Source organism: Escherichia sp. E4702 (assembly GCF_963883545.1).
Classification (GTDB): Bacteria; Pseudomonadota; Gammaproteobacteria; order Enterobacterales; family Enterobacteriaceae; genus Escherichia.
In genome coordinates, this window is record NZ_CAWORF010000014.1 from 25,984 (window position 1) to 48,294 (window position 22,311).

The following is a 22,311-nucleotide window of genomic DNA, read 5'->3' on the forward strand; positions in this document are numbered from 1 at the left end:
TCAATTAACGAAACACCACTTCCGCCCAGCGTGCCAGCCCGGCGGTGACGGAGCCAAAGTCATCGCCGCCTGCAATTGGAATGCCCGGCAACTGTTCTGCCAGAGCCTTTTTAATCAGCGGCGAACGGGCGCTACCGCCAGTCAGATAGATGACATCCGGTTTTTCCTGGGCGTTATCCAGCGCCAGTTGCACCTGTTCCAGAATCCGCGCCAGCGGTTGGCTGAGGGCGCTTTCCAGACCCTGCTGGCTAATCATCGTAGCCAGCTCATCGCTGATAAACGGCAGCGATGCGAGGGTTTCCGCTGCGCTGGAAAGCGCAATTTTGCTCTCTTCTGCGCTGCGCACCAGTCGATAGCTTAAACGCTGACGCCAGACTTTCTGTAACAGGGCCACTTTTTCCGGTTCGCGGGCATCGCGTACCAGATCGTTAAGCAGGCGACCGTTGGCACTACTGTAGAAATCACTTTGCGCAGGTACGTCGTTGATGGCAACCGCATTCCACCACGGCAGAATCGGCAGGGCGATGCCTTTTTCGGTTTCGCCTCCCATGCCCAGTAACGGCATCAGGTTTTTAAACGCCAGTGCGATATCCAGATCGTTACCGCCAATACGGCAACCACTGTGACCCAGCAGGCTGGCTTCACGATCGAGACGCGAACGCCACTGCGGTCCCATCAGCAGCAATGAACAGTCAGTCGTACCACCGCCGATATCCACCACCAGCACCCGTTTTTCTTCCTGTAAGGTGGCTTCGTAATCCAGCCCAGCTGCTACCGGCTCGTACTGGAATACCACATCCTTAAACCCGGCACGCTTTGCCGCGCGTTCCAGAATCCCCTGCGCCTGGGCGTTTGCTTCATCGCCGCCCAGCCCCTGGAAGTTGATCGGACGACCAATAACCGCCTGAGTAATCGTTTCTGGCAGCTGCGCCTGCGCCTGCTGGCGAATGTGCAACATCATTGCGCAGACCAGATCCTCAAACAGCGCTACCTGCTGCGGTTTTAAGCCGCTGGCACCGAGGAACGATTTTGGTGATTTCACAAACCACACTTCTTCCGGATCATCAATGTACTGTGCCAGTGAGGAAAGACCGAACTGCACGCTTTTCGCCGTAACATCGATATCTTCTTCGCGGTTATAACGAATCGCCCGACGCAACAGCGCCTGCGTTTCATCGTCGTCTGCCGGAACATCATGATGGCGGTACAGCCATTCGCTTACCGCTTCACGCGTTGGCGCGCAAAGCATTGAAGGCAGCAACGTGCTGTCGTTTTCCATTTTCAGTAATTGCGTTTTACCGTCGCGCATGACCGCCACTGAACAGTTTGCTGTACCGTAATCAAAACCAATAAACACGAAATAATCCCCATGCCGGTGAAGAAGGGGCGTGACTTTAGCGAAATGTTGCCGTCGCGACAACCGGAATATGAAAGCAAAGCGCAGCGTCTGAATAACGTTTATGCTGAAAGCGGATGAATAAGGAGATGCGATGTATACCCTGAACTGGCAGCCGCCGTATGACTGGTCGTGGATGTTGGGATTTCTCGCCGCCCGTGCGGTGAGCGGTGTGGAAACGGTCGCTGACGATTATTATGCCCGTAGTCTGGCGGTGGGCGAATATCGCGGTGTGGTGACTGCTATTCCGGATATAGCCCGCCATACTCTGCACATAAATTTAAGTGCAGGTTTAGAACCCGTTGCCGCTGAGTGCCTGGCGAAAATGAGCCGCCTGTTTGATCTGCAATGTAGCCCACAAATTATTAACGGTGCGTTGGGCAAGTTAGGCGCGGCGCGTCCCGGAATGCGTTTACCCGGCTGTGTTGATGCTTTTGAGCAGGGCGTGCGGGCGATTTTAGGCCAACTGGTGAGCGTGGCGATGGCGGCAAAATTGACTGCCAAAGTGGTACAGCTTTATGGCGAACGGCTGGATGATTTTCCGGAGTATATCTGCTTCCCCACGCCTCAGCGGCTGGCAGCCGCCGACCCGCAGGCATTAAAAGCGTTAGGCATGCCGTTGAAACGGGCAGAGGCGCTGATTCATCTGGCAAATGCGGCGCTGGAGAGTACCTTACCAATGACAATACCGGGCGATGTGGAGCAGGCGATGAAAACGCTGCAAACTTTTCCGGGTATCGGGCGCTGGACGGCGAATTATTTCGCCTTACGTGGCTGGCAAGCGAAAGATGTTTTCCTGCCGGATGATTATTTGATTAAACAGCGATTTCCAGGAATGACGCCAGCACAAATCCGCCGTTATGCCGAGCGCTGGAAGCCCTGGCGTTCTTATGCGTTGTTGCATATCTGGTATACGGAAGGCTGGCAACCAGACGAAGTATGACGCTGGTCGCCGGATGCGGCGCGAGCGCCTTATCTGTCCTGGGGAATGAGCGATTTGTAGGCCTGATAAGACGCGTTAGCGTCGCATCAGGCAATGGGCAAACGCTCCCTCAATTAATCGCGAAATAACTGCTATTAACCAGCAAATCCAGAGGCTGGCCCTCGGCGATCACATCGCCATAAATCAGATCAACACCAATGTCAGAAAGCGTATCCAATACCAATGGCAACGCTACTGGCCCAGCGATGGTTTTCACACCCAACCGCTGGGCATGCCCCTGAATAATCGAAATCAGCATCTCATCCATTAAATTGCCCTGTACGCTGGCGCATAACTCGGCGTCAAGCAGTAGATAATCCGTCATATTTGCTTTGAGCATATTGAATATTTTTAGGTCGCGCCCTACCTGGCTGAGTACGATCCGGCAGCCGGCCAGCCGCAGTTTTTGCACAGCCAGCCCGTGGTCGAAAATCGCTTCTGCCGGAATTACCAAATGGAACAACCGTGGTGGTAATGAACTTTGTTCCAGTTGCTCAAGCAATTCGTCTACCAGAGTGACGCTGCCTAGCCCTGCAACGGAAAGGGGGAGGGCGATGCTTAAACCTTTATTGGCAACCGCTTTTGCTGTTTGTTGGAAAAATTCACGTAATACCCGGCGGTCAAGCGCGTGGCTGAGTGCCGGATCACTGAAGCTACGGCGGAATGCCTGTTCATCAATCAACTCGCCTTTGCTGCTCCAGAGCTTAAGCGAAATCAACCACAAATTCCGCGTTTCCGTTATTCGCGGCGAAGCGATGCCGTGGGCAATCATCATAAGCGGATTCTCTTTAGTCATCCGCCACTGTTCATCGAGCGACATCACTGTCCGTTCATTATGTGCAGTTGCCTGCTGTGGTTCATAAACTGTGACCTGACCACGACCACCATTTTTCGAAGCATAACAGGCGATATCGGCCTGGGACATAACTTCTGCTGCCTGGTGATTACTGTCGTTTATTAACGTCATCCCGGCGCTTGCTCCTACCCGATGTAACCGACCTTCCCACATAAAGTGATAATCATTAATCGCATTGATAATGCGCGTCGCGATAAAACGGGCACTTTCGACATTACAGTCTGGCAGTAACAGACCAAATTCATCACCACCGAGTCGTGCCAGTAGATCGCTGGAGCGCAGCATACTCAGCATCAACGAAGACAGTTCGCGCAGCAAAGCATCGCCGGCCGCATGCCCGGCGCTGTCATTTACCGCTTTAAAGCGATCAAGATCGATAAATACCAGTGCATGTTGCTGATGCGTACTGTGAACGGTTTGCAGCAGTATTCGCAGTTGTTTCTCAAAACTTGCACGGTTCGCCAGATGCGTCAGGGCATCGTGGGAGGCGCTATAGCTAAGCTGACGTAGCATTTTGCGTGCTTCGGTGACGTCCTGAATCACCAGCACCGAACCAATGCTACTACCATCCAGGGTGCTTAACGGCGTAATACTGTAATGAACGTCATAGCTGCCACCGCTACGACAGTGGAGAACCACGTCCTGTTCAATAGCAGAACGTGAGGTGTCGGCACTGTAAATGTTCTCAATTAACGGCCCGGTGTCACCAGTTGTAAGATGCAATACCGTTAGCAGCGGAACGCCCAACGCCTCTTCTTGCTTCCAGCCGCTCATTTTCTCCGCGACTGGATTCATAAAGGTGATTTTCATCGCCATATCAATACAGACCACGGCTTCACCGATAGAGTCCAGGGTGATATGCAGACGTTCTTTTTCCTGGAACAGCGCCTCGTTGAGTTGTTTTACTTCAGTCATATCCATATTGATGCCAAGCAGGCGTTCGACTTCACCTTCTTTATTCAGAACCCGATTGGCGAGTGCGCGGATATGACGAATACCGTCTTTTACCGTAATGCGAAATTCCAGTTTAAAAGGCAAACGAGCCTGCAGCGAATCGCGGATGACTTTCTCGGTGTGTTCTCGATCTTCCGGCAGCACGCAGTCATACCAAACCTGCCAGTTTGGTTTGATATGCGGGGAAATTTCGTAAAGTTCAAACATCCGCTTATCCCAACTGAAAATATCCGGCTTCAACTCCCATTCCCAGATACCAATCCCGCCCGCTTCGTTAGCCAGCGTGATGCGTTCCATCAGTTGCTTATTCACCTGCTCGGTGCGTTTTAGCTCGTTAATGTCTTCTATCTGCGCAATGAAGTAGAGTGGCGTGCCATCGGTGTGGCGCACCAGTGAGACGGCAAGCAGCGCCCAAACTACGTCGCCGTGGCGGTTGTAGTAGCGTTTCTCCATTGAGTAGGTATTGATTTCACCGCTAATCAACTTCTCAACGTGTTGCAGATCTTTATTGAGGTCTTCCGGCCAGGTCAGCTGTTGAAAGGTGAGAGCACGCAGTTCTTCCTGGCTGTAGCCGAGAAACTGGCACAGGGCTTTGTTGCTTTGCAGCCATTGTCCCTCAGTACCCACCAACGCCATGCCGATAGCAGAATATTCCATGGCGTTCCGAAAGCGTGTTTCGCTTTCGGAAATATGCTTACGTTCCGCGCGGAAGGCGTACATCACCATGGTCATGATGTTGGCGGGAAGCAGAATCAGCAAAAATGGCAGCCACGGCATATGGCTCATCAGGTACGCTCGCGGCGTGGCAAGCAGAGTAGGGTCGGCAGCCATCATTAACGAAACCATCATCACTGTCGTGAGGAAGATCAAAAAGGCTTCCATTCGTGGCAGGCGCACGGCACTCCACATCAGCAGCACAATAATGAAAGTAAAAGGCCACGGCAGGTACAGCATCGAAAGCCAGCTTAATGTCAATGTGATCGCTAACGTCAGCAGCGTTTCAAACAACAGTCGTGGGTTACGATGGCGTAATAGATAATGCGGTTTAAACAACAGGCCCAGCGGTACCAGCGCCAGGGCGCCGATGGATTCTGAAAGTACCCATATCAAAAAAGCCCTGAGAGGATCGTCTCCGGGCGTCAGCAGGACAACCAGCCCCCCTCCCAACAGAGGTGGAACGATGGCGCTGCCAAATGCAAGACGAAGCCAGTCAGCCAGATTTTGTAGCGGGTTATACCACGGTAATAATTTTCGCAGCAGCATTGCGCCCACGACGGCTTCAATAATGTTGATAGCCGTCCAGGTCATATTGAGCGAACTGGTGGAAAAGAGCAGCACGGATGCGGCTATGTTTCCCAGTGAGCAGGCTAACGCAATACCAGGCCACATGCGTCCGGCATGGCGGTAAAACGCCACCATCATAATGGAAGTGGGGAACCATAGCGGCGCAAGCTGAGTGCCAAATTGCGAAAGCTCAAGCGAGAAAAGGGTAAAGATAAACGAGACTAAACCTAAACTGACGAGGTGAAGCAGAGGATGAGGCAAGGTAATTAAAACACGCTGTGATGGTTTACTCATTACCGCTCTATCCGCATGGCCAGGCCGTCAGTATTGGTATCTGTGTTTATGCTAGTACAAAAGTTTTACATTTTATATGCAAATTGCTCATAAAGTGACGTAATGGCGGATAATTTGCGCAACTATGCATAACATTTTTCACTTTGCGTCATAACTGAGCAATTAAATTTGCATCAGGGAATTGATCGTCAACAATTAACTCTGAGAGCAAGGCAACGCTATTCGACTGGTATCACGCGGATGAAATCCCTATAATTGCCGCGTTTGGCGCTTCGGCGCCCCCTTCCTAACATCCAGGTTATTCAGGTCGCTAAATTTATGACTGATCAGTCTCATCAGTGCGTCATTATCGGTATCGCAGGCGCATCGGCTTCCGGCAAGAGTCTCATTGCCAGTACCCTTTATCGTGAATTACGTGAACAAGTCGGTGATGAACACATCGGCGTTATTCCGGAAGACTGTTACTACAAAGATCAAAGCCATCTGTCGATGGAAGAACGGGTTAAAACTAATTATGACCATCCCAGCGCGATGGATCACAGCCTGCTGCTGCAGCATTTGCAGGCGCTGAAACGCGGCTCGGCTATCGACCTGCCGGTTTACAGCTACGTTGAACATACGCGTATGAAAGAAACGGTGAAGGTTGAACCGAAGAAAGTCATTATTCTCGAAGGCATTTTGCTGCTGACGGATGCGCGTCTGCGCGACGAGCTGAACTTCTCGATTTTTGTGGATACCCCACTGGATATCTGCCTGATGCGTCGCATTAAGCGCGATGTTAATGAGCGTGGTCGCTCGATGGATTCTGTAATGGCGCAATATCAAAAAACCGTGCGCCCGATGTTCCTGCAATTCATTGAACCGTCTAAACAGTATGCAGATATCATCGTGCCGCGCGGCGGTAAAAACCGCATCGCGATCGATATATTGAAAGCGAAAATAAGTCAGTTCTTTGAATAAGCTTGGTAAATTGTGTACCGTTCAGTGATAACCTGGTATGCCCTTGACGTAACTGGCGTTAAGGGAGTGATGCGCGAAAGGAGAAAATGCCATGCGTCTGTGTGACCGAGATATTGAAGCCTGGCTTGATGAAGGCCGTTTGTCGATCAACCCACGTCCACCCGTGGAGCGTATTAATGGTGCGACGGTGGATGTACGCCTGGGCAATAAATTTCGTACCTTCCGTGGCCACACGGCAGCGTTTATCGATCTGAGCGGTCCTAAAGACGAAGTGAGCGCCGCGCTTGACCGGGTGATGAGCGATGAAATTGTGCTTGATGAAAGCGAAGCTTTCTTTCTTCATCCGGGAGAATTGGCACTGGCGGTAACGCTGGAGTCAGTGACGCTGCCAGCCGATCTGGTGGGCTGGCTGGATGGGCGCTCCTCACTGGCGCGTCTGGGACTGATGGTGCACGTCACTGCGCACCGTATCGATCCGGGCTGGTCTGGCTGTATTGTGCTGGAGTTCTACAATTCCGGTAAGCTGCCGCTGGCCCTGCGTCCGGGTATGCTGATTGGCGCGCTGAGCTTTGAGCCGCTTTCAGGTCCGGCAGCGCGTCCGTATAACCGCCGTGAAGATGCGAAATATCGCAACCAGCAGGGCGCAGTCGCTAGCCGAATCGATAAAGACTAATTCAGGCCCATTGAGGATACCATGAGACGATTTCTGACGACGCTGATGATACTCCTGGTCGTGCTGGTGGCTGGGTTATCTGCGTTAGTGTTGCTGGTGAATCCGAATGATTTCCGTGACTATATGGTCAAGCAGGTTGCTGCACGTAGCGGTTATCAATTGCAGCTCGACGGGCCACTGCGTTGGCACGTCTGGCCGCAGCTTAGTATCCTCTCTGGTCGCATGATATTAACGGCCAACGGGGCCAGCCAACCGCTGGTACGTGCCGATAATATGCGCCTTGATGTGGCCTTGTGGCCTTTATTGAGTCATCAACTCAGCGTTAAGCAAGTCATGCTCAAAGGGGCAGTCATTCAACTGACGCCGGAAACAGAAGCAGTGCGCAGTGAAGACGCCCCAATAGCCCCGAAAGACAATACGTTACCTGATGATGCGGAAGATCGTGGCTGGTCGTTCGATATCGCCAGTCTGCGGGTCAGTGACAGCGTGTTGGTGTTCCAGCATGAAAATGACGAACAGGTTACGGTACGTGATATCCGCCTGCAAATGGAGCAGGACCCACAACATCGCGGTTCGTTTGAATTCTCTGGTCGGGTAAATCGCGACCAACGCGATCTCACGTTAGCGCTCAAGGGGACTGTTGATGCATCTGATTACCCGCATGATTTAACGGCAGATATTCGACAGATTGACTGGCAACTGCAGGGCGCTGATCTCCCGAAGCAGGGGATTCAGGGCCATGGTCAGTTCAGGACTCAGTGGCAGGAAGCGCAAAAACGTCTCTCCTTTGAACAAATCAATTTAACCGCTAACGACAGTAATCTGACCGGTCAGGCGCAGGTAGCGCTGCTTGAGAAGCCAGAATGGCTGCTCAGACTGCAATTTGCCCAGTTAAATCTGGATAATTTGCTGCCGATGAATGAGGTGATGACTAAGCAAAATGGCGTTGCTCAACAGGGGCAAAGCCAACCGACGCTGCCACGTCCGGTAATTTCCTCACGCGTTGATGAACCTGCGTATCAGGGGCTGAAAGGCTTTGCGGCAGATATTTTGTTGCAGGCCAATAACGTGCGCTGGCGTGGAATGGATTTTGCCGATGTCACTGCGCAAATGACCAACAAGGAGGGGCTGCTGGAGATTATCCAGTTGCAGGGCAAACTTAACGACGGTGTCGTGTCGTTACCGGGTACGCTGGATGCAACAGCCTCACATCCGCGTATAGTTTTCCATCCCCGGCTGGAAAATGTCGAGATTGGCACCATCCTGAATGCCTTCAACTACCCCATCTCACTAACGGGGAAAATGTCGCTGGCGGGGGATTTCTCTGGTGCTGATATTGATGCCAACGCATTCCGCCACACCTGGCTGGGGACGGCGCATGTCGAAATGGCCGATACGCGCATGGAAGGCATGAACTTCCAGCAGATGATCCAACAAGCGGTAGAACGTAATGGTGGTGATGTGAAGGCCGCTGAAAACTTCGATAACGTGACGCGGCTTGATAGCTTTACCACCGATCTGACGTTGAAGGATGGTGTCGTGACGTTAAACGACATGCAAGGTCAATCGCCAGTGCTGGCGCTTTCAGGGGCTGGCACGTTGAATCTGGCAGATCAAACCTGCGACACCCAGTTTGACATTCGTGTGATTGGCGGTTGGAACGGGGAAAGCAAACTGATTGATTTCCTCAAAGAAACGCCGGTTCCTCTGCGGGTTTATGGCAACTGGCAGCAACTCAATTACAGCCTGCAAGTGGACCAGCTGCTGCGCAAACACTTACAGGACGAAGCGAAACGTCGCCTGAATGACTGGGCCGAGCGGAATAAAGATTCCCGCAATGGCAAAGATGTGAAGAAGTTGCTGGAGAAGATGTAAGACAAGTTATGCAGATGGCGTCAATTTGTCGCCATCTGCATTTATAGCACTAAGCAGCATGTGGATATTGAACTTCAATACGTTGAATATGCAATCCTGCATGAGCCATCATGGTGATCAATTTATCGATACTAAAGATCTGGATTTTACCTCTGGCAAGTTCAGATATGCGAGGTTGAGTGACCCCTAAGGCAGACGCTGCCTGAGCCTGGCTAAACCCTTGTTGTTCAATCCAGTTATTAATGATCGTTACAAGCTCGGCACGGATCCGCATATTTTCCGCTTGTTCAGGGGTGTCACTCACCGCATCCCACACACTATCAAAGGTTTCAATTTTCATTTTTGCGCTCCTGAGCAAGTTCTTTATAGCGTCGTTTGGCTAAATCAATATCCGATTGACTGGTAGTCTGTGTTTTCTTTTGAAAACAATGCAATACGTAAACCGCTTCTTCAAATTTTGCGACATATATGACGCGATAGATCCCATCAGCATCGCGAGTACGAATCTCTCGCACACCAGGGCCGATAGTTGAAAAAGGTTTCCAGTCGTATGGGTTTAACCCTTGTTGGATCCTGTCGAGTTGATAGCCAATTTCCTGTCGAGACGATTCTGGAAATGCGCGTAAATCGTCAAGACTGGTATCAAGAAAAGCCAGCTTTTTTCTCATTACTCCATCCTTAGATTATACTAAATTTTGTATAAATCAAATGCGCAGTTTGAACCTGCGCATTTGATGTTTTATCACACCTCGTACTCCATCTCGCCATCCTTACGTAGCGGAATAATCTGCACCTTCTGCACGCGATGGCTTTCCACCTGCAACGTTTTAAGCAAATAATCCCCCACCTGAACTTCTTCGCCAGGTTTTGGAATACGCTGCAAATATTCCATCAATAGCCCGGCAATGGTGTGATATTCACGTTTTTCATCCAGCGGCAGCGGCACATATTGCACCAGATCCTCCAGCGGCATATGACCATTCGCCGTCCAGGAACCGTCCGCATTCTTCTGAATATCATGGCGGGCGTCGATCTCTTCCACTTCGTTCGGTAAGTTACCGGCAATGGTTTCAGTGACGTCACTTAATGTCACAATCCCTTCCACTGAACCAAACTCATCCACCACAAAAGCAAAGTGCGTGCGGGCATTACGGAACTGCTCCAGGGCAGGTAACAACGGCAAGGTTTCCGGGAACACCAGCGGCTGGCGAATCAACACCCGCAGGTTGAGCGGTTCGCCGCGCAGTGACTGTTGTAGCAGGTCGATAACGTGAACAACACCGAGCAAATCTTCTGCGTCATCACCATCAGTAACCACCAGCCGCGTATGCTGATTTCGCTCCAGCAACTGGCGGATTTCTTCTTCCGGCGCGTTGAGATCGATATGCTCAATATCGTGGCGCGACGTCATAATGCTGCTGACGGTACGCTGGTTAAGATTAAGTACCCGCTCAATCATCCGCCGTTCCTGCGGATTAAAGATCTGCTGGTTACCATGATCCACCAGCATGGACGCGGTTTCGGCGTCCAGTTCCGCATCTTCTTTTTGCCCGCTAAGCAGGCGCATTACCGCTTCGGTAGTCCGCTGGCGTAGCGTCTGGTTAGCGGAAAGAAAACGTCGCCGGTTAAAGATAGCCAACTGATTGAGCGCCTCGATCATCACCGAGAAACCAATGGCAGCGTACAGGTAGCCTTTCGGAATGACGAAGCCGAAACCTTCTGCCACCAGGCTAAAGCCAATCATCAACAGGAAGCTTAAGCAGAGAATAACGATCGTCGGGTGACTGTTAACAAATTGCGTTAACGGTTTGCTGGCCATCAGCATCAGGCTGATAGCGATAACGACGGCGGCCATCATGACCAGTAAATGGTCGACCATCCCGACGGCGGTAATCACCGAGTCGAGTGAGAAGATGGCGTCCAGCACCACAATTTGTGTCACCACCCCCCAGAACTTCGCACCTTTGCGTTGTGTGGGATTATTGCTGTCTTTCCCTTCCAGCCGTTCGTTCAGCTCCATCGTGGCTTTGAACAACAGGAAGAAACCACCAAACAGCATGATTAAGTCGCGGGCGCTAAAGGTAAACGAGCGGAAGCTGAACAGCGGTTGAGTCAGGGTGACCAGCCAGGAGATTGACGCCAGCAGTAACAGGCGCATTAACATCGCCAGCAGCAGCCCGGTAACCCGTGCGCGGTCACGCTGCTTCGGCGGTAGTTTTTCGGCGAGGATGGCAATAAAGACCAGGTTATCAATGCCGAGGACCAGTTCGATCACAATCAGCGTGATTAACCCGGCCCAGATAGACGGATCGGCAATCCATTCCATAGTAAGTACAAAACCTATTCGTTGTATGACAAATGTCACAATTCGATCATGGATAAATCAGGGCAAAAATGCAATGTTGCGGCACTATTTATCTCATATTATTTGAGGGTAATAATCTCACATTATCCCTGAATTAAAAGTGGTAATAATAAAACATTATTTAAGAAATATCGCATGTGGAGACACTGTATTAAATATTGTCAACCTAAAGAAACTCCTAAAAACCATATTGAATGACACTTAATATAATTCTTAAAAATAGCCAATTGCCGAATTGTTACCTTGCCTGCTATTCCGTTAGCTGTAACACTTCCTCCTGCATTATTGGAACGCCAATATTCAAATACCATAATGCCGCCTTATATCTGGAAAATTAATTCACGCAATAACGCTTTTTCATAAACGACCGTATGATGAAAGAGTTAGAAAATCTAAACTAAATCAGTGTATTGGTAGCTAAAAGCCAGGGGCGGTAGCGTGTCTGGATGCCTGAAAGACCAGTCTGAATTATTCTGTCAATAGCCTGCGGATGAAATCAATTTTTTTAGGACTGATGCCAGTTAAATTTTTATTCAATTAACTGCAAGGTAAATGTGCATGGCGACATTGCTATTAATAGTGCACAGGATAATTACTCTGCCAAAGTGACAAATAAACAATGATGAAATCCAAAATGAAATTGATGCCATTATTGGTGTCAGTAACCTTGATAAGCGGTTGCACAGTACTTCCGGGCAGCAATATGTCGACGATGGGTAAAGACGTCATCAAACAGCAGGACGCTGATTTCGATCTCGACAAAATGGTGAATGTTTATCCGTTGACCCCGCGCCTGATTGATCAATTACGCCCACGACCCAACGTAGCGCGCCCCAATATGACGCTGGAAAGTGAGATCGCGAATTACCAGTATCGCGTCGGGCCGGGCGACGTTCTTAATGTCACCGTCTGGGATCACCCGGAACTCACCACTCCCGCCGGTCAGTATCGCAGCTCCAGCGACACCGGCAACTGGGTACAGCCTGACGGCACTATGTTCTACCCGTATATCGGCAAGGTTCACGTCGTGGGGAAAACGCTCGCTGAAATCCGCAGTGATATTACCGGGCGCTTAGCGACGTACATCGCTGACCCGCAGGTGGACGTTAATATCGCCGCCTTCCGCTCGCAAAAGGCCTATATCTCCGGTCAGGTGAATAAATCCGGTCAACAGGCGATCACTAACGTACCACTGACCATTCTCGACGCCATCAACGCCGCAGGTGGCCTGACAGATACCGCTGACTGGCGCAACGTGGTGCTAACACATAATGGTCGTGAAGAACGTATTTCTTTGCAGGCGCTGATGCAAAACGGCGACCTCAACCAGAACCGACTGCTTTACCCCGGCGATATTCTCTACGTGCCGCGTAATGATGATCTGAAAGTGTTTGTGATGGGTGAAGTGAAGAAACAGAGCACCCTGAAAATGGACTTTAGCGGCATGACCCTGACTGAAGCCCTGGGCAATGCTGAAGGCATCGACATGACCACCTCCAACGCCAGCGGCATCTTTGTCATTCGTCCGCTGAAAGGCGAGGGCGGGCGTAACGGCAAGATTGCCAATATCTACCAGCTGGATATGTCCGATGCCACGTCGCTGGTGATGGCGACAGAATTCCGCCTGCAACCTTATGACGTGGTGTATGTCACCACCGCCCCGGTTTCCCGCTGGAACCGTCTGATCAATCAGTTGCTGCCAACTATTAGCGGTGTCCGTTACATGACGGATACAGCCAGCGACATTCATAACTGGTAATCGTCATGTTTAACAACATCTTAGTTGTCTGTGTCGGCAATATTTGCCGTTCCCCGACGGCGGAACGCTTACTGCAACGTTATCACCCGGAGCTAAAAGTGGAGTCCGCTGGACTCGGCGCGCTGGTCGGTAAGGGCGCTGATCCTACCGCTATCAGCGTCGCCGCAGAACATCAACTGTCTCTGGAAGGTCACTGTGCACGGCAAATCAGCCGCCGCCTGTGTCGCAACTATGACCTGATTTTGACCATGGAAAAGCGCCATATCGAACGCTTATGCGAGATGGCACCTGAGATGCGCGGCAAAGTGATGCTGTTTGGTCACTGGGATAACGAATGTGAAATCCCCGATCCGTATCGCAAAAGCCGGGAAACGTTTGCAGCGGTGTACACATTACTTGAACGGTCTGCCCGCCAGTGGGCGCAGGCATTGAACGCAGAGCAGGTATAAGAATGACAGAAAAAGTAAAACAACATGCCGCTCCGGTAACGGGCAGTGATGAAATCGATATTGGTCGCCTGGTCGGCACCGTCATTGAAGCGCGCTGGTGGGTGATTGGCATCACCGCCGTATTTGCCCTCTGTGCCGTGGTTTACACCTTCTTCGCCACGCCGATATATAGCGCCGACGCACTGGTACAAATCGAACAAAGCAGCGGCAATTCGTTAGTGCAGGATATCGGATCGGCATTAGCCAATAAACCGCCAGCATCGGATGCCGAGATCCAGTTGATTCGTTCGCGTCTGGTGCTTGGTAAAACGGTGGACGATCTCGACCTCGATATTGCGGTGAGCAAAAACACGTTCCCGATTTTCGGTGCGGGCTGGGATCGCCTGATGGGACGTCAGAACGAGACAGTGAAAGTGACTACCTTTAACCGCCCGAAAGAAATGGCGGATCAGGTGTTTACGCTTAATGTGCTGGACAACAAAAACTACACCCTGAGCAGCGACGGCGGCTTTAGCGCCCGTGGGCAAGCGGGCCAGATGCTGAAAAAAGAAGGCGTCACGCTGATGGTTGAAGCCATTCACGCCAGCCCGGGCAGTGAGTTTACCGTCACCAAATACTCCACGCTGGGGATGATCAATCAACTGCAAAACAGCCTGACGGTAACGGAGAACGGCAAAGACGCAGGCGTACTGAGCCTGACTTATACCGGTGAAGATCGCGAACAGATCCGCGACATTCTTAACAGCATCGCCCGTAACTATCAGGAACAAAATATTGAGCGCAAATCGGCGGAAGCGTCGAAAAGCCTCGCCTTCCTCGCGCAACAGTTACCAGAAGTACGCAGCCGCCTTGATGTCGCCGAAAACAAACTGAATGCCTTCCGTCAGGATAAAGATTCTGTTGATCTGCCGCTGGAAGCAAAAGCGGTGCTTGATTCAATGGTGAACATCGACGCGCAGCTGAACGAACTGACCTTTAAAGAGGCGGAAATCTCCAAGCTGTTCACCAAAGTTCATCCGGCGTACCGCACGCTGCTGGAGAAACGTCAGGCACTGGAAGACGAAAAAGCCAAACTTAATGGTCGCGTAACGGCGATGCCGAAAACTCAGCAGGAGATTGTGCGCCTGACCCGCGATGTCGAGTCTGGTCAGCAGGTCTATATGCAACTGCTGAATAAAGAGCAGGAGCTGAAAATCACCGAAGCCAGCACCGTCGGCGATGTGCGCATTGTTGACCCGGCAATCACCCAGCCAGGTGTACTGAAACCGAAGAAAGGACTGATTATCCTCGGCGCGATTATCCTCGGCCTGATGCTCTCTATCGTGGGTGTGCTGCTGCGCTCGCTGTTTAATCGCGGCATCGAAAGCCCGCAGGTGCTGGAAGAACACGGTATCAGCGTTTATGCCAGTATCCCGCTATCGGAATGGCAGAAAGCGCGCGATAGCGTCAAAACCATCAAAGGGATTAAACGCTATAAACAGAGCCAGCTACTGGCGGTGGGGAATCCAACCGACCTGGCGATTGAAGCCATCCGCAGTCTTCGTACCAGTTTGCACTTCGCGATGATGCAGGCGCAGAACAATGTGTTGATGATGACCGGGGTTAGCCCGTCAATCGGTAAAACCTTTGTCTGCGCCAACCTGGCGGCGGTGATCAGCCAGACCAATAAACGCGTGTTGTTGATCGACTGCGATATGCGCAAAGGTTATACCCACGAGCTGTTGGGCACCAATAACGTTAATGGCCTGTCGGAAATTCTGATTGGTCAGGGCGATATTACTACCGCTGCTAAACCGACCTCTATTGCCAAATTTGACCTGATCCCGCGCGGTCAGGTGCCGCCAAATCCTTCTGAACTGTTGATGAGTGAACGCTTTGCCGAATTGGTGAACTGGGCGAGTAAAAACTACGACCTGGTGTTGATTGATACGCCGCCGATTCTGGCAGTGACCGATGCAGCAATTGTCGGGCGTCACGCTGGAACCACGTTAATGGTGGCGCGTTATGCGGTCAACACATTGAAAGAAGTGGAAACCAGTCTGAGCCGCTTTGAGCAAAACGGTATTCCGGTGAAAGGGGTGATTCTGAACTCCATCTTCCGCCGCGCCAGCGCGTATCAGGATTATGGCTATTACGAATACGAATATACGTCGGATGCGAAATAACGACGCCTGCATTCGCACCGCCCCGTAGGCCGGATAAGGCGTTCACGCCGCATCCGGCAAGCAAACCAGCTCATAAGCCGGGAGAACAACCTATGAAAGATAATCCGCTGATCTCAATCTATATGCCAACCTGGAACCGCCAACAACTGGCGATTCGGGCGATAAAATCGGTCCTGCGCCAGGACTACAACAACTGGGAGATGATCATCGTCGATGATTGCTCCACCTCCTGGGAACAGCTGCAACAATACGTCACCGCCCTCAACGATCCGCGTATCACTTACATTCACAACGACATTAACAGCGGGGCGTGCGCGGTACGTAACCAGGCGATTACGCTGGCGCAAGGGGAATACATCACCGGGATCGATGATGATGATGAATGGACACCCAACCGTCTGAGCGTCTTCCTCGCCCATAAACAGCAACTGGTCACTCACGCCTTTTTGTACGCTAACGACTACGTTTGCCAGGGCGAAGTCTATTCCCAACCGGCAAGTTTGCCACTGTATCCCAAATCGCCGTATTCACGCCGCCTGTTCTATAAACGCAATATCATTGGCAATCAGGTCTTTACTTGGGCATGGCGTTTCAAAGAGTGTTTGTTCGATACCGAACTGAAAGCGGCACAGGATTACGACATCTTCCTGCGGATGGTGGTGGAGTACGGCGAACCGTGGAAAGTGGAAGAGGCGACGCAGATCCTGCATATCAATCACGGCGAAATGCAGATCACCTCGTCACCGAAAAAATTCTCCGGATACTTCCACTTTTACCGCAAGCACAAAGACAAATTCGACCGTGCCAGCAAAAAATATCAGCTGTTTACCCTCTACCAGATCCGCAATAAACGTATGACCTGGCGCACTTTGCTGACGCTGCTGTCGGTGCGTAACGGCAAACGTCTGGCTGATGGTATTCGGGGGCGCTAAAGATGCTGGAAGATCTGCGCGCCAACAGCTGGAGTTTACGCCCGTGCTGCATGGTTCTTGCCTATCGCGTCGCTCATTTTTGTTCAGTGTGGCGCAAAAAGAACGTCCTCAACAATCTGTGGGCGGCCCCGCTGCTGGTGCTGTATCGCATTATCACCGAATGCATTTTCGGTTATGAAATCCAGGCCGCCGCAACTATTGGTCGCCGTTTCACTATCCATCACGGTTACGCCGTAGTGATCAATAAAAACGTGGTAGCGGGGGATGATTTCACCATTCGCCACGGCGTCACTATCGGCAATCGTGGTGCCGATAACATGGCATGTCCACACATTGGCAACGGCGTCGAACTCGGTGCCAACGTCATAATTCTTGGTGATATCACGCTTGGTAACAACGTCACCGTGGGCGCGGGCAGCGTGGTGCTCGACTCTGTCCCGGATAACGCGCTGGTGGTGGGAGAAAAAGCGCGAGTGAAGGTAATTAAATGAATATTCTGCAATTTAATGTGCGACTGGCGGAAGGCGGGGCGGCAGGTGTGGCGTTAGATCTCCACCAGCGTGCGCTGCAACAGGGGCTGGCGTCACATTTTGTCTACGGCTACGGCAAAGGCGGCAAAGAGAGCGTCAGCCATCAAAACTATCCGCAGGTCATCAAACATACGCCGCGGATGACCGCGATGGCGAACATTGCCCTGTTTCGTCTGTTTAATCGCGATCTGTTTGGCAATTTCAATGAGTTATATCGCACCATTACTCGCACAGCGGGTCCGGTGGTGTTGCATTTTCATGTGCTGCACAGCTACTGGTTGAATCTTAACAGCGTGGTGCGCTTTTGCGAAAAGGTGAAAAACCACAAACCGGACGTCACTCTGGTCTGGACTCTGCACGACCACTGGAGCATTACCGGACGCTGCGCTTTTACCGACGGTTGCGAAGGCTGGAAAACGGGCTGCCAGAAATGCCCGACCTTAAATAACTATCCGCCGGTGAAGATTGATCGCGCACACCAGTTGGTGGCGGGCAAACGCCAGTTATTCCGCGAGATGCTGGCACTGGGCTGTCAGTTTATTTCCCCCAGCCAGCATGTGGCTGACGCTTTCAATAGCCTGTACGGGCCAGGGCGTTGCCGGATTATCAATAATGGCATTGATATGGCAACCGAAGCGATTCTGGCGGATCTGCCTCCGGTGCGCGAAACCCAGGGCAAGCCGAAAATCGCGGTGGTGGCGCATGACCTGCGTTACGACGGCAAAACTAACCAGCAACTGGTGCGCGAGATGATGGCGCTGGGCGACAAAATCGAACTGCATACCTTCGGTAAGTTCTCGCCGTTCACCGCTGGCAACGTGGTTAATCACGGCTTTGAAACCGACAAACGTAAGTTAATGAGCGCGCTCAATCAGATGGATGCGCTGGTATTCAGTTCTCGCGTCGATAACTACCCACTGATTTTGTGTGAGGCGCTATCGATTGGCGTGCCGGTGATTGCCACCCATAGCGATGCGGCGCGGGAAGTGCTGCAAAAATCCGGCGGTAAAACCGTCAGCGAAGAAGACGTGCTGCAACTGGTGCAGTTAAGTAAACCGGAAATCGCGCAGGCGATATTTGGTACCACGCTGGCCGGGTTCAGCCAACGCAGCCGCGCCGCCTACAGTGGACAACAGATGCTGGAGGAGTATGTCAACTTCTATCAGAATCTGTAGCTACCTGCTGCTGCCGCTGATCTACCTGCTGGTTAACGTCAAAATCGCCCAGCTTGGCGAAAGTTTCCCCATCACCATCGTCACTTTTTTACCTGTCTTGTTACTGCTGTTTTTAGAGCGCATCAGCGTTAAAAAATTGATGATTGCCTTGGGGATTGGCGCGGGGCTCACGGCGTTCAACTATCTGTTTGGTCAGTCGTTGGATGCCAGTAAATACGTCACTTCAACTATGCTGTTTGTCTATATTGTGATCATTATTGGCATGGTGTGGAGTATTCGCTTTAAAACGATTTCGCCACACAACCATCGCAAGATATTACGTTTCTTTTATCTGGTGGTCGGACTGGTGGTGGCGCTGGCGGCGGTGGAGATGGCGCAAATTATCCTCACCGGTGGCAGCAGTATTATGGAGTCGATTTCGAAATATCTGATTTACAGCAACAGCTATGTACTGAATTTCATTAAATTCGGCGGTAAGCGTACGACAGCACTTTATTTTGAACCGGCATTTTTCGCTCTGGCATTAATCTCAATTTGGCTCAGCATCAAACAGTTTGGTATCAAAACGCCTAAAACAGATGCTATGATTCTCGCAGGAATAATATTATCCGGATCGTTTTCAGGGGTTATGACCTTTATCCTGTTTTATTTGCTGGAGTGGGCGTTCCAATATCTGAATAAAGAGGCGATTAAGAAAAAATTACCGTTAGCATTGATTTCTCTGGCTGTATTCCTGGTTGGTGTGGTAATCGCGTTTCCTTATATTTCCACCCGCTTGGGCGATTTAGGTACGGAAGGAACGTCATCATATTATCGTATTGTCGGTCCGCTGGTGATGGTCGGTTATTCTTTGACCCATATTGACGGTGTAGTCAGATTTGGCTCACTTTATGAATATGTCGCATCATTCGGAATATTTAACGGTGCGGATGTCGGAAAAACCATAGACAATGGTTTGTATCTGCTGATTATTTATTTTTCCTGGTTCGCAGTGTTTTTATCGCTGTGGTACATGGGGAAAGTGATAAAAATGATGATCAACGCTTTTGGTGATAACCGCAATTTTCGCGTGCAATTATATCTTTTTACTCCGGTGTCGCTGTTTTTTACCGGTTCGATATTTAGCCCGGAATATGCATTTTTAATCGTCTGTCCGTTTATTTTGCGAAAAGCGTTAAATATTACGAGGTAAGAATAAGAACATGTTGCTTAGCATAATCACTGTCGCGTTTCGTAACCTCGAAGGGATAGTCAAAACACATGCCTCGCTGGCGCATCTGGCGCAGGCGGACGATATCAGCTTCGAATGGATTGTTGTCGATGGCGGTTCCAACGACGGCACCCGTGAGTATCTGGAAAATCTCAATGGTATCTATAACCTACGCTTTGTCAGCGAGCCAGATAACGGTATCTACGACGCCATGAACAAAGGCATTGCGATGGCACAAGGCAAGTTCGCGTTGTTTCTCAACTCGGGCGATATTTTTCATCAGGATGCCGCAAATTTTGTCCGTAAGTTAAAAATGCAAAAAGATAACGTGATGATCACCGGCGATGCGCTGCTGGATTTTGGCGACGGGCATAAAATTAAACGTAGCGCCAAACCGGGTTGGTATATTTATCACAGCCTGCCCGCCAGCCATCAGGCGATATTTTTCCCGGTATCCGGCTTGAAAAAATGGCGTTATGACCTGGAATATAAAGTTTCTTCCGATTACGCGCTGGCAGCCAAAATGTATAAAGCCGGTTATGCATTTAAAAAACTCAATGGCCTGGTGTCTGAATTTTCTATGGGTGGAGTATCTACCACCAATAATATGGAATTGTGTGCAGACGCGAAAAAAGTCCAACGGCAGATATTACATGTGCCTGGCTTCTGGGCAGAATTATCCTGGCATTTACGCCAACGTACGACAGGTAAGACTAAAGCCTTATATAACAAAGTCTGAATATAAGGAATACCAATGCAAGATTTAAGCGGTTTCTCGGTGCCGAAAGGGTTCCGGGGCAGCAACGCTATTAAAGTGCAATTGTGGTGGGCAGTACAGGCAACATTATTTGCCTGGTCGCCACAAGTATTGTATCGCTGGCGGGCATTTTTATTACGTTTATTCGGCGCAAAAATAGGAAAAAACGTAGTTATTCGTCCGTCAGTAAAAATTACCTATCCGTGGAAATTAACCTTAGGTGATTACGCGTGGGTCGGCGATGAGGTCAATTTATATACCCTCGGTGAAATAACCATTGGCGCACATTCGGTGATATCGCAAAAAAGTTATTTATGCACCGGTAGCCACGACCATGCAAGTCAACATTTCACCATTAACGCCACGCCTATTGTGATTGGCGAGAAATGCTGGTTGGCGACAGATGTTTTTGTTGCCCCTGGCGTCACGATCGGCGACGGCACCGTCGTGGGTGCGCGAAGCAGTGTTTTTAAATCGCTTCCGGCAAATGTGGTTTGCCGGGGGAATCCCGCAGTGGTGATACGCGAACGCGTTGAAACTGAATAAATTCAAAAAATACAGAGGAATAAGACATGTCAAAAGTCGCTCTCATCACCGGTGTAACCGGACAAGACGGTTCTTACCTGGCAGAACTGCTGCTGGAAAAAGGTTACGAGGTGCATGGTATTAAGCGTCGCGCATCGTCATTCAACACCGAGCGCGTGGATCACATTTATCAGGATCCGCACACCTGCAACCCGAAATTCCATCTGCATTATGGCGACCTGAGTGATACCTCCAACCTGACGCGCATTTTGCGTGAAGTGCAGCCGGATGAAGTGTACAACTTGGGCGCAATGAGCCACGTTGCGGTTTCTTTTGAGTCACCGGAATATACCGCAGACGTTGATGCGATGGGTACGCTGCGCCTGCTGGAGGCGATCCGTTTCCTCGGTCTGGAAAAGAAAACCCGTTTTTATCAGGCTTCCACCTCTGAACTGTACGGTCTGGTGCAGGAAATTCCGCAGAAAGAAACCACGCCGTTCTACCCGCGATCTCCGTATGCGGTCGCCAAACTGTATGCCTACTGGATCACCGTTAACTACCGCGAATCCTACGGCATGTACGCCTGTAACGGTATTCTCTTTAACCATGAATCCCCGCGCCGCGGCGAAACCTTCGTTACCCGCAAAATCACCCGCGCAATCGCCAACATCGCCCAGGGGCTGGAGTCGTGCCTGTACCTCGGCAATATGGATTCCCTGCGTGACTGGGGCCATGCCAAAGACTACGTAAAAATGCAGTGGATGATGCTGCAACAGGAACAACCGGAAGATTTCGTTATTGCCACCGGCGTTCAGTACTCCGTGCGTCAGTTCGTGGAAATGGCGGCAGCACAGCTGGGCATCAAACTGCGCTTTGAAGGCACGGGCGTTGAAGAGAAGGGCATTGTGGTTTCCGTCACCGGGCATGACGCGCCGGGCGTTAAACCGGGCGATGTAATTATCGCCGTTGACCCGCGCTACTTCCGTCCGGCTGAAGTTGAAACGCTGCTCGGCGACCCGACCAAAGCGCACGAAAAACTGGGCTGGAAACCGGAAATCACCCTCAGAGAGATGGTGTCTGAAATGGTGGCTAATGACCTCGAAGCGGCGAAAAAACACTCTCTGCTGAAATCTCACGGCTACGACGTGGCGATCGCGCTGGAGTCATAAA

Annotated in this window: 19 protein-coding genes; 14 read left to right on the forward strand and 5 right to left on the reverse strand. The window is 50.9% G+C overall.

The window, feature by feature from the left end:
• Positions 1 to 4 precede the first annotated feature (4 nt).
• Positions 5 to 1,357 (reverse strand): molecular chaperone, encoded by a 1,353-nt coding sequence (gene yegD / locus AACU94_RS06070; protein WP_135489109.1) that lies wholly within the window; start codon positions 1,355 to 1,357, stop codon positions 5 to 7.
• A 133-nt stretch (positions 1,358 to 1,490) separates the two neighbouring features.
• On the opposite strand from yegD, the gene alkA reads away from it, so the two are divergent.
• Positions 1,491 to 2,339 (forward strand): DNA-3-methyladenine glycosylase 2, encoded by an 849-nt coding sequence (gene alkA / locus AACU94_RS06075; RefSeq protein WP_135489110.1) that lies wholly within the window; start codon positions 1,491 to 1,493, stop codon positions 2,337 to 2,339.
• Positions 2,340 to 2,448: 109 nt separating this feature from the next.
• Here alkA and AACU94_RS06080 read toward each other — a convergent pair whose 3' ends face one another.
• Positions 2,449 to 5,766 (reverse strand): diguanylate cyclase, encoded by a 3,318-nt coding sequence (locus tag AACU94_RS06080; protein WP_135489111.1) that lies wholly within the window; start codon positions 5,764 to 5,766, stop codon positions 2,449 to 2,451.
• A 318-nt stretch (positions 5,767 to 6,084) separates the two neighbouring features.
• Between AACU94_RS06080 and udk the strand changes: the two genes are divergently transcribed.
• From udk to asmA, 3 genes are all read left to right on the forward strand, one after another.
• On the forward strand, positions 6,085 to 6,726 hold the full coding sequence (gene udk, locus AACU94_RS06085) for a uridine kinase (RefSeq protein WP_064529458.1): 642 nt from the start codon (positions 6,085 to 6,087) through the stop codon (positions 6,724 to 6,726).
• Positions 6,727 to 6,817: 91 nt separating this feature from the next.
• Positions 6,818 to 7,399: a dCTP deaminase gene (dcd, locus tag AACU94_RS06090; protein ID WP_130219374.1), complete on the forward strand. Its 582-nt coding sequence runs from the start codon at positions 6,818 to 6,820 to the stop codon at positions 7,397 to 7,399.
• Between the two features lie 21 nt (positions 7,400 to 7,420).
• Positions 7,421 to 9,274: an outer membrane assembly protein AsmA gene (asmA, locus tag AACU94_RS06095; protein WP_135489112.1), complete on the forward strand. Its 1,854-nt coding sequence runs from the start codon at positions 7,421 to 7,423 to the stop codon at positions 9,272 to 9,274.
• A gap of 49 nt (positions 9,275 to 9,323) precedes the next feature.
• Here the strand turns inward: asmA and AACU94_RS06100 are convergent, their stop codons facing one another.
• The 3 genes from AACU94_RS06100 to AACU94_RS06110 all read right to left on the reverse strand — a co-directional run bounded on the left by AACU94_RS06100 (position 9,324) and on the right by AACU94_RS06110 (position 11,600).
• Entirely contained in the window at positions 9,324 to 9,614 is a 291-nt protein-coding gene (locus AACU94_RS06100; RefSeq protein WP_000687872.1) for a helix-turn-helix domain-containing protein, read from the reverse strand.
• Complete coding sequence (locus AACU94_RS06105; protein ID WP_130206942.1) at positions 9,604 to 9,942, reverse strand: type II toxin-antitoxin system RelE/ParE family toxin; 339 nt, start codon at positions 9,940 to 9,942, stop codon at positions 9,604 to 9,606. The genes AACU94_RS06100 and AACU94_RS06105 overlap by 11 nt, the downstream gene beginning before the upstream one ends.
• Before the next feature lie 74 nt (positions 9,943 to 10,016).
• Positions 10,017 to 11,600: a TerC family protein gene (locus tag AACU94_RS06110; protein WP_000454701.1), complete on the reverse strand. Its 1,584-nt coding sequence runs from the start codon at positions 11,598 to 11,600 to the stop codon at positions 10,017 to 10,019.
• 658 nt (positions 11,601 to 12,258) lie between these two features.
• Here AACU94_RS06110 and wza point away from each other — a divergent pair.
• From wza to gmd, 10 genes are all read left to right on the forward strand, one after another.
• Positions 12,259 to 13,398 (forward strand): polysaccharide export protein Wza, encoded by a 1,140-nt coding sequence (gene wza, locus AACU94_RS06115; RefSeq protein ID WP_000978094.1) that lies wholly within the window; start codon positions 12,259 to 12,261, stop codon positions 13,396 to 13,398.
• A 5-nt stretch (positions 13,399 to 13,403) separates the two neighbouring features.
• Positions 13,404 to 13,847, forward strand: a complete 444-nt coding sequence (wzb, locus tag AACU94_RS06120; protein WP_000482901.1) for a low molecular weight protein-tyrosine-phosphatase Wzb — start codon at positions 13,404 to 13,406, stop codon at positions 13,845 to 13,847.
• A gap of 2 nt (positions 13,848 to 13,849) precedes the next feature.
• The gene (wzc, locus tag AACU94_RS06125) at positions 13,850 to 16,012 is read left to right on the forward strand and encodes a tyrosine-protein kinase Wzc (protein ID WP_135489113.1); all 2,163 of its coding nucleotides are present in this window, start codon (positions 13,850 to 13,852) and stop codon (positions 16,010 to 16,012) included.
• A gap of 92 nt (positions 16,013 to 16,104) precedes the next feature.
• Positions 16,105 to 16,944, forward strand: a complete 840-nt coding sequence (gene wcaA, locus AACU94_RS06130; RefSeq protein WP_135489114.1) for a colanic acid biosynthesis glycosyltransferase WcaA — start codon at positions 16,105 to 16,107, stop codon at positions 16,942 to 16,944.
• Positions 16,945 to 16,946: 2 nt separating this feature from the next.
• Complete coding sequence (gene wcaB / locus AACU94_RS06135; protein WP_135489115.1) at positions 16,947 to 17,435, forward strand: colanic acid biosynthesis acetyltransferase WcaB; 489 nt, start codon at positions 16,947 to 16,949, stop codon at positions 17,433 to 17,435.
• Positions 17,432 to 18,649 (forward strand): colanic acid biosynthesis glycosyltransferase WcaC, encoded by a 1,218-nt coding sequence (gene wcaC / locus AACU94_RS06140; RefSeq protein WP_135489116.1) that lies wholly within the window; start codon positions 17,432 to 17,434, stop codon positions 18,647 to 18,649. Before wcaB ends, wcaC begins: the two co-directional genes overlap by 4 nt.
• A complete protein-coding gene (gene wcaD / locus AACU94_RS06145) occupies positions 18,624 to 19,841 on the forward strand; it encodes a colanic acid polymerase WcaD (RefSeq protein WP_088475006.1) in 1,218 nt (405 codons plus the stop codon). Before wcaC ends, wcaD begins: the two co-directional genes overlap by 26 nt.
• Before the next feature lie 10 nt (positions 19,842 to 19,851).
• Positions 19,852 to 20,598 (forward strand): colanic acid biosynthesis glycosyltransferase WcaE, encoded by a 747-nt coding sequence (gene wcaE, locus AACU94_RS06150; RefSeq protein ID WP_001567718.1) that lies wholly within the window; start codon positions 19,852 to 19,854, stop codon positions 20,596 to 20,598.
• Positions 20,599 to 20,613: 15 nt separating this feature from the next.
• Entirely contained in the window at positions 20,614 to 21,162 is a 549-nt protein-coding gene (gene wcaF / locus AACU94_RS06155) for a colanic acid biosynthesis acetyltransferase WcaF (RefSeq protein ID WP_135489117.1), read from the forward strand.
• A gap of 26 nt (positions 21,163 to 21,188) precedes the next feature.
• Positions 21,189 to 22,310: a GDP-mannose 4,6-dehydratase gene (gmd, locus tag AACU94_RS06160; RefSeq protein ID WP_000048207.1), complete on the forward strand. Its 1,122-nt coding sequence runs from the start codon at positions 21,189 to 21,191 to the stop codon at positions 22,308 to 22,310.
• The last annotated feature ends 1 nt before the right edge of the window (position 22,311 follow it).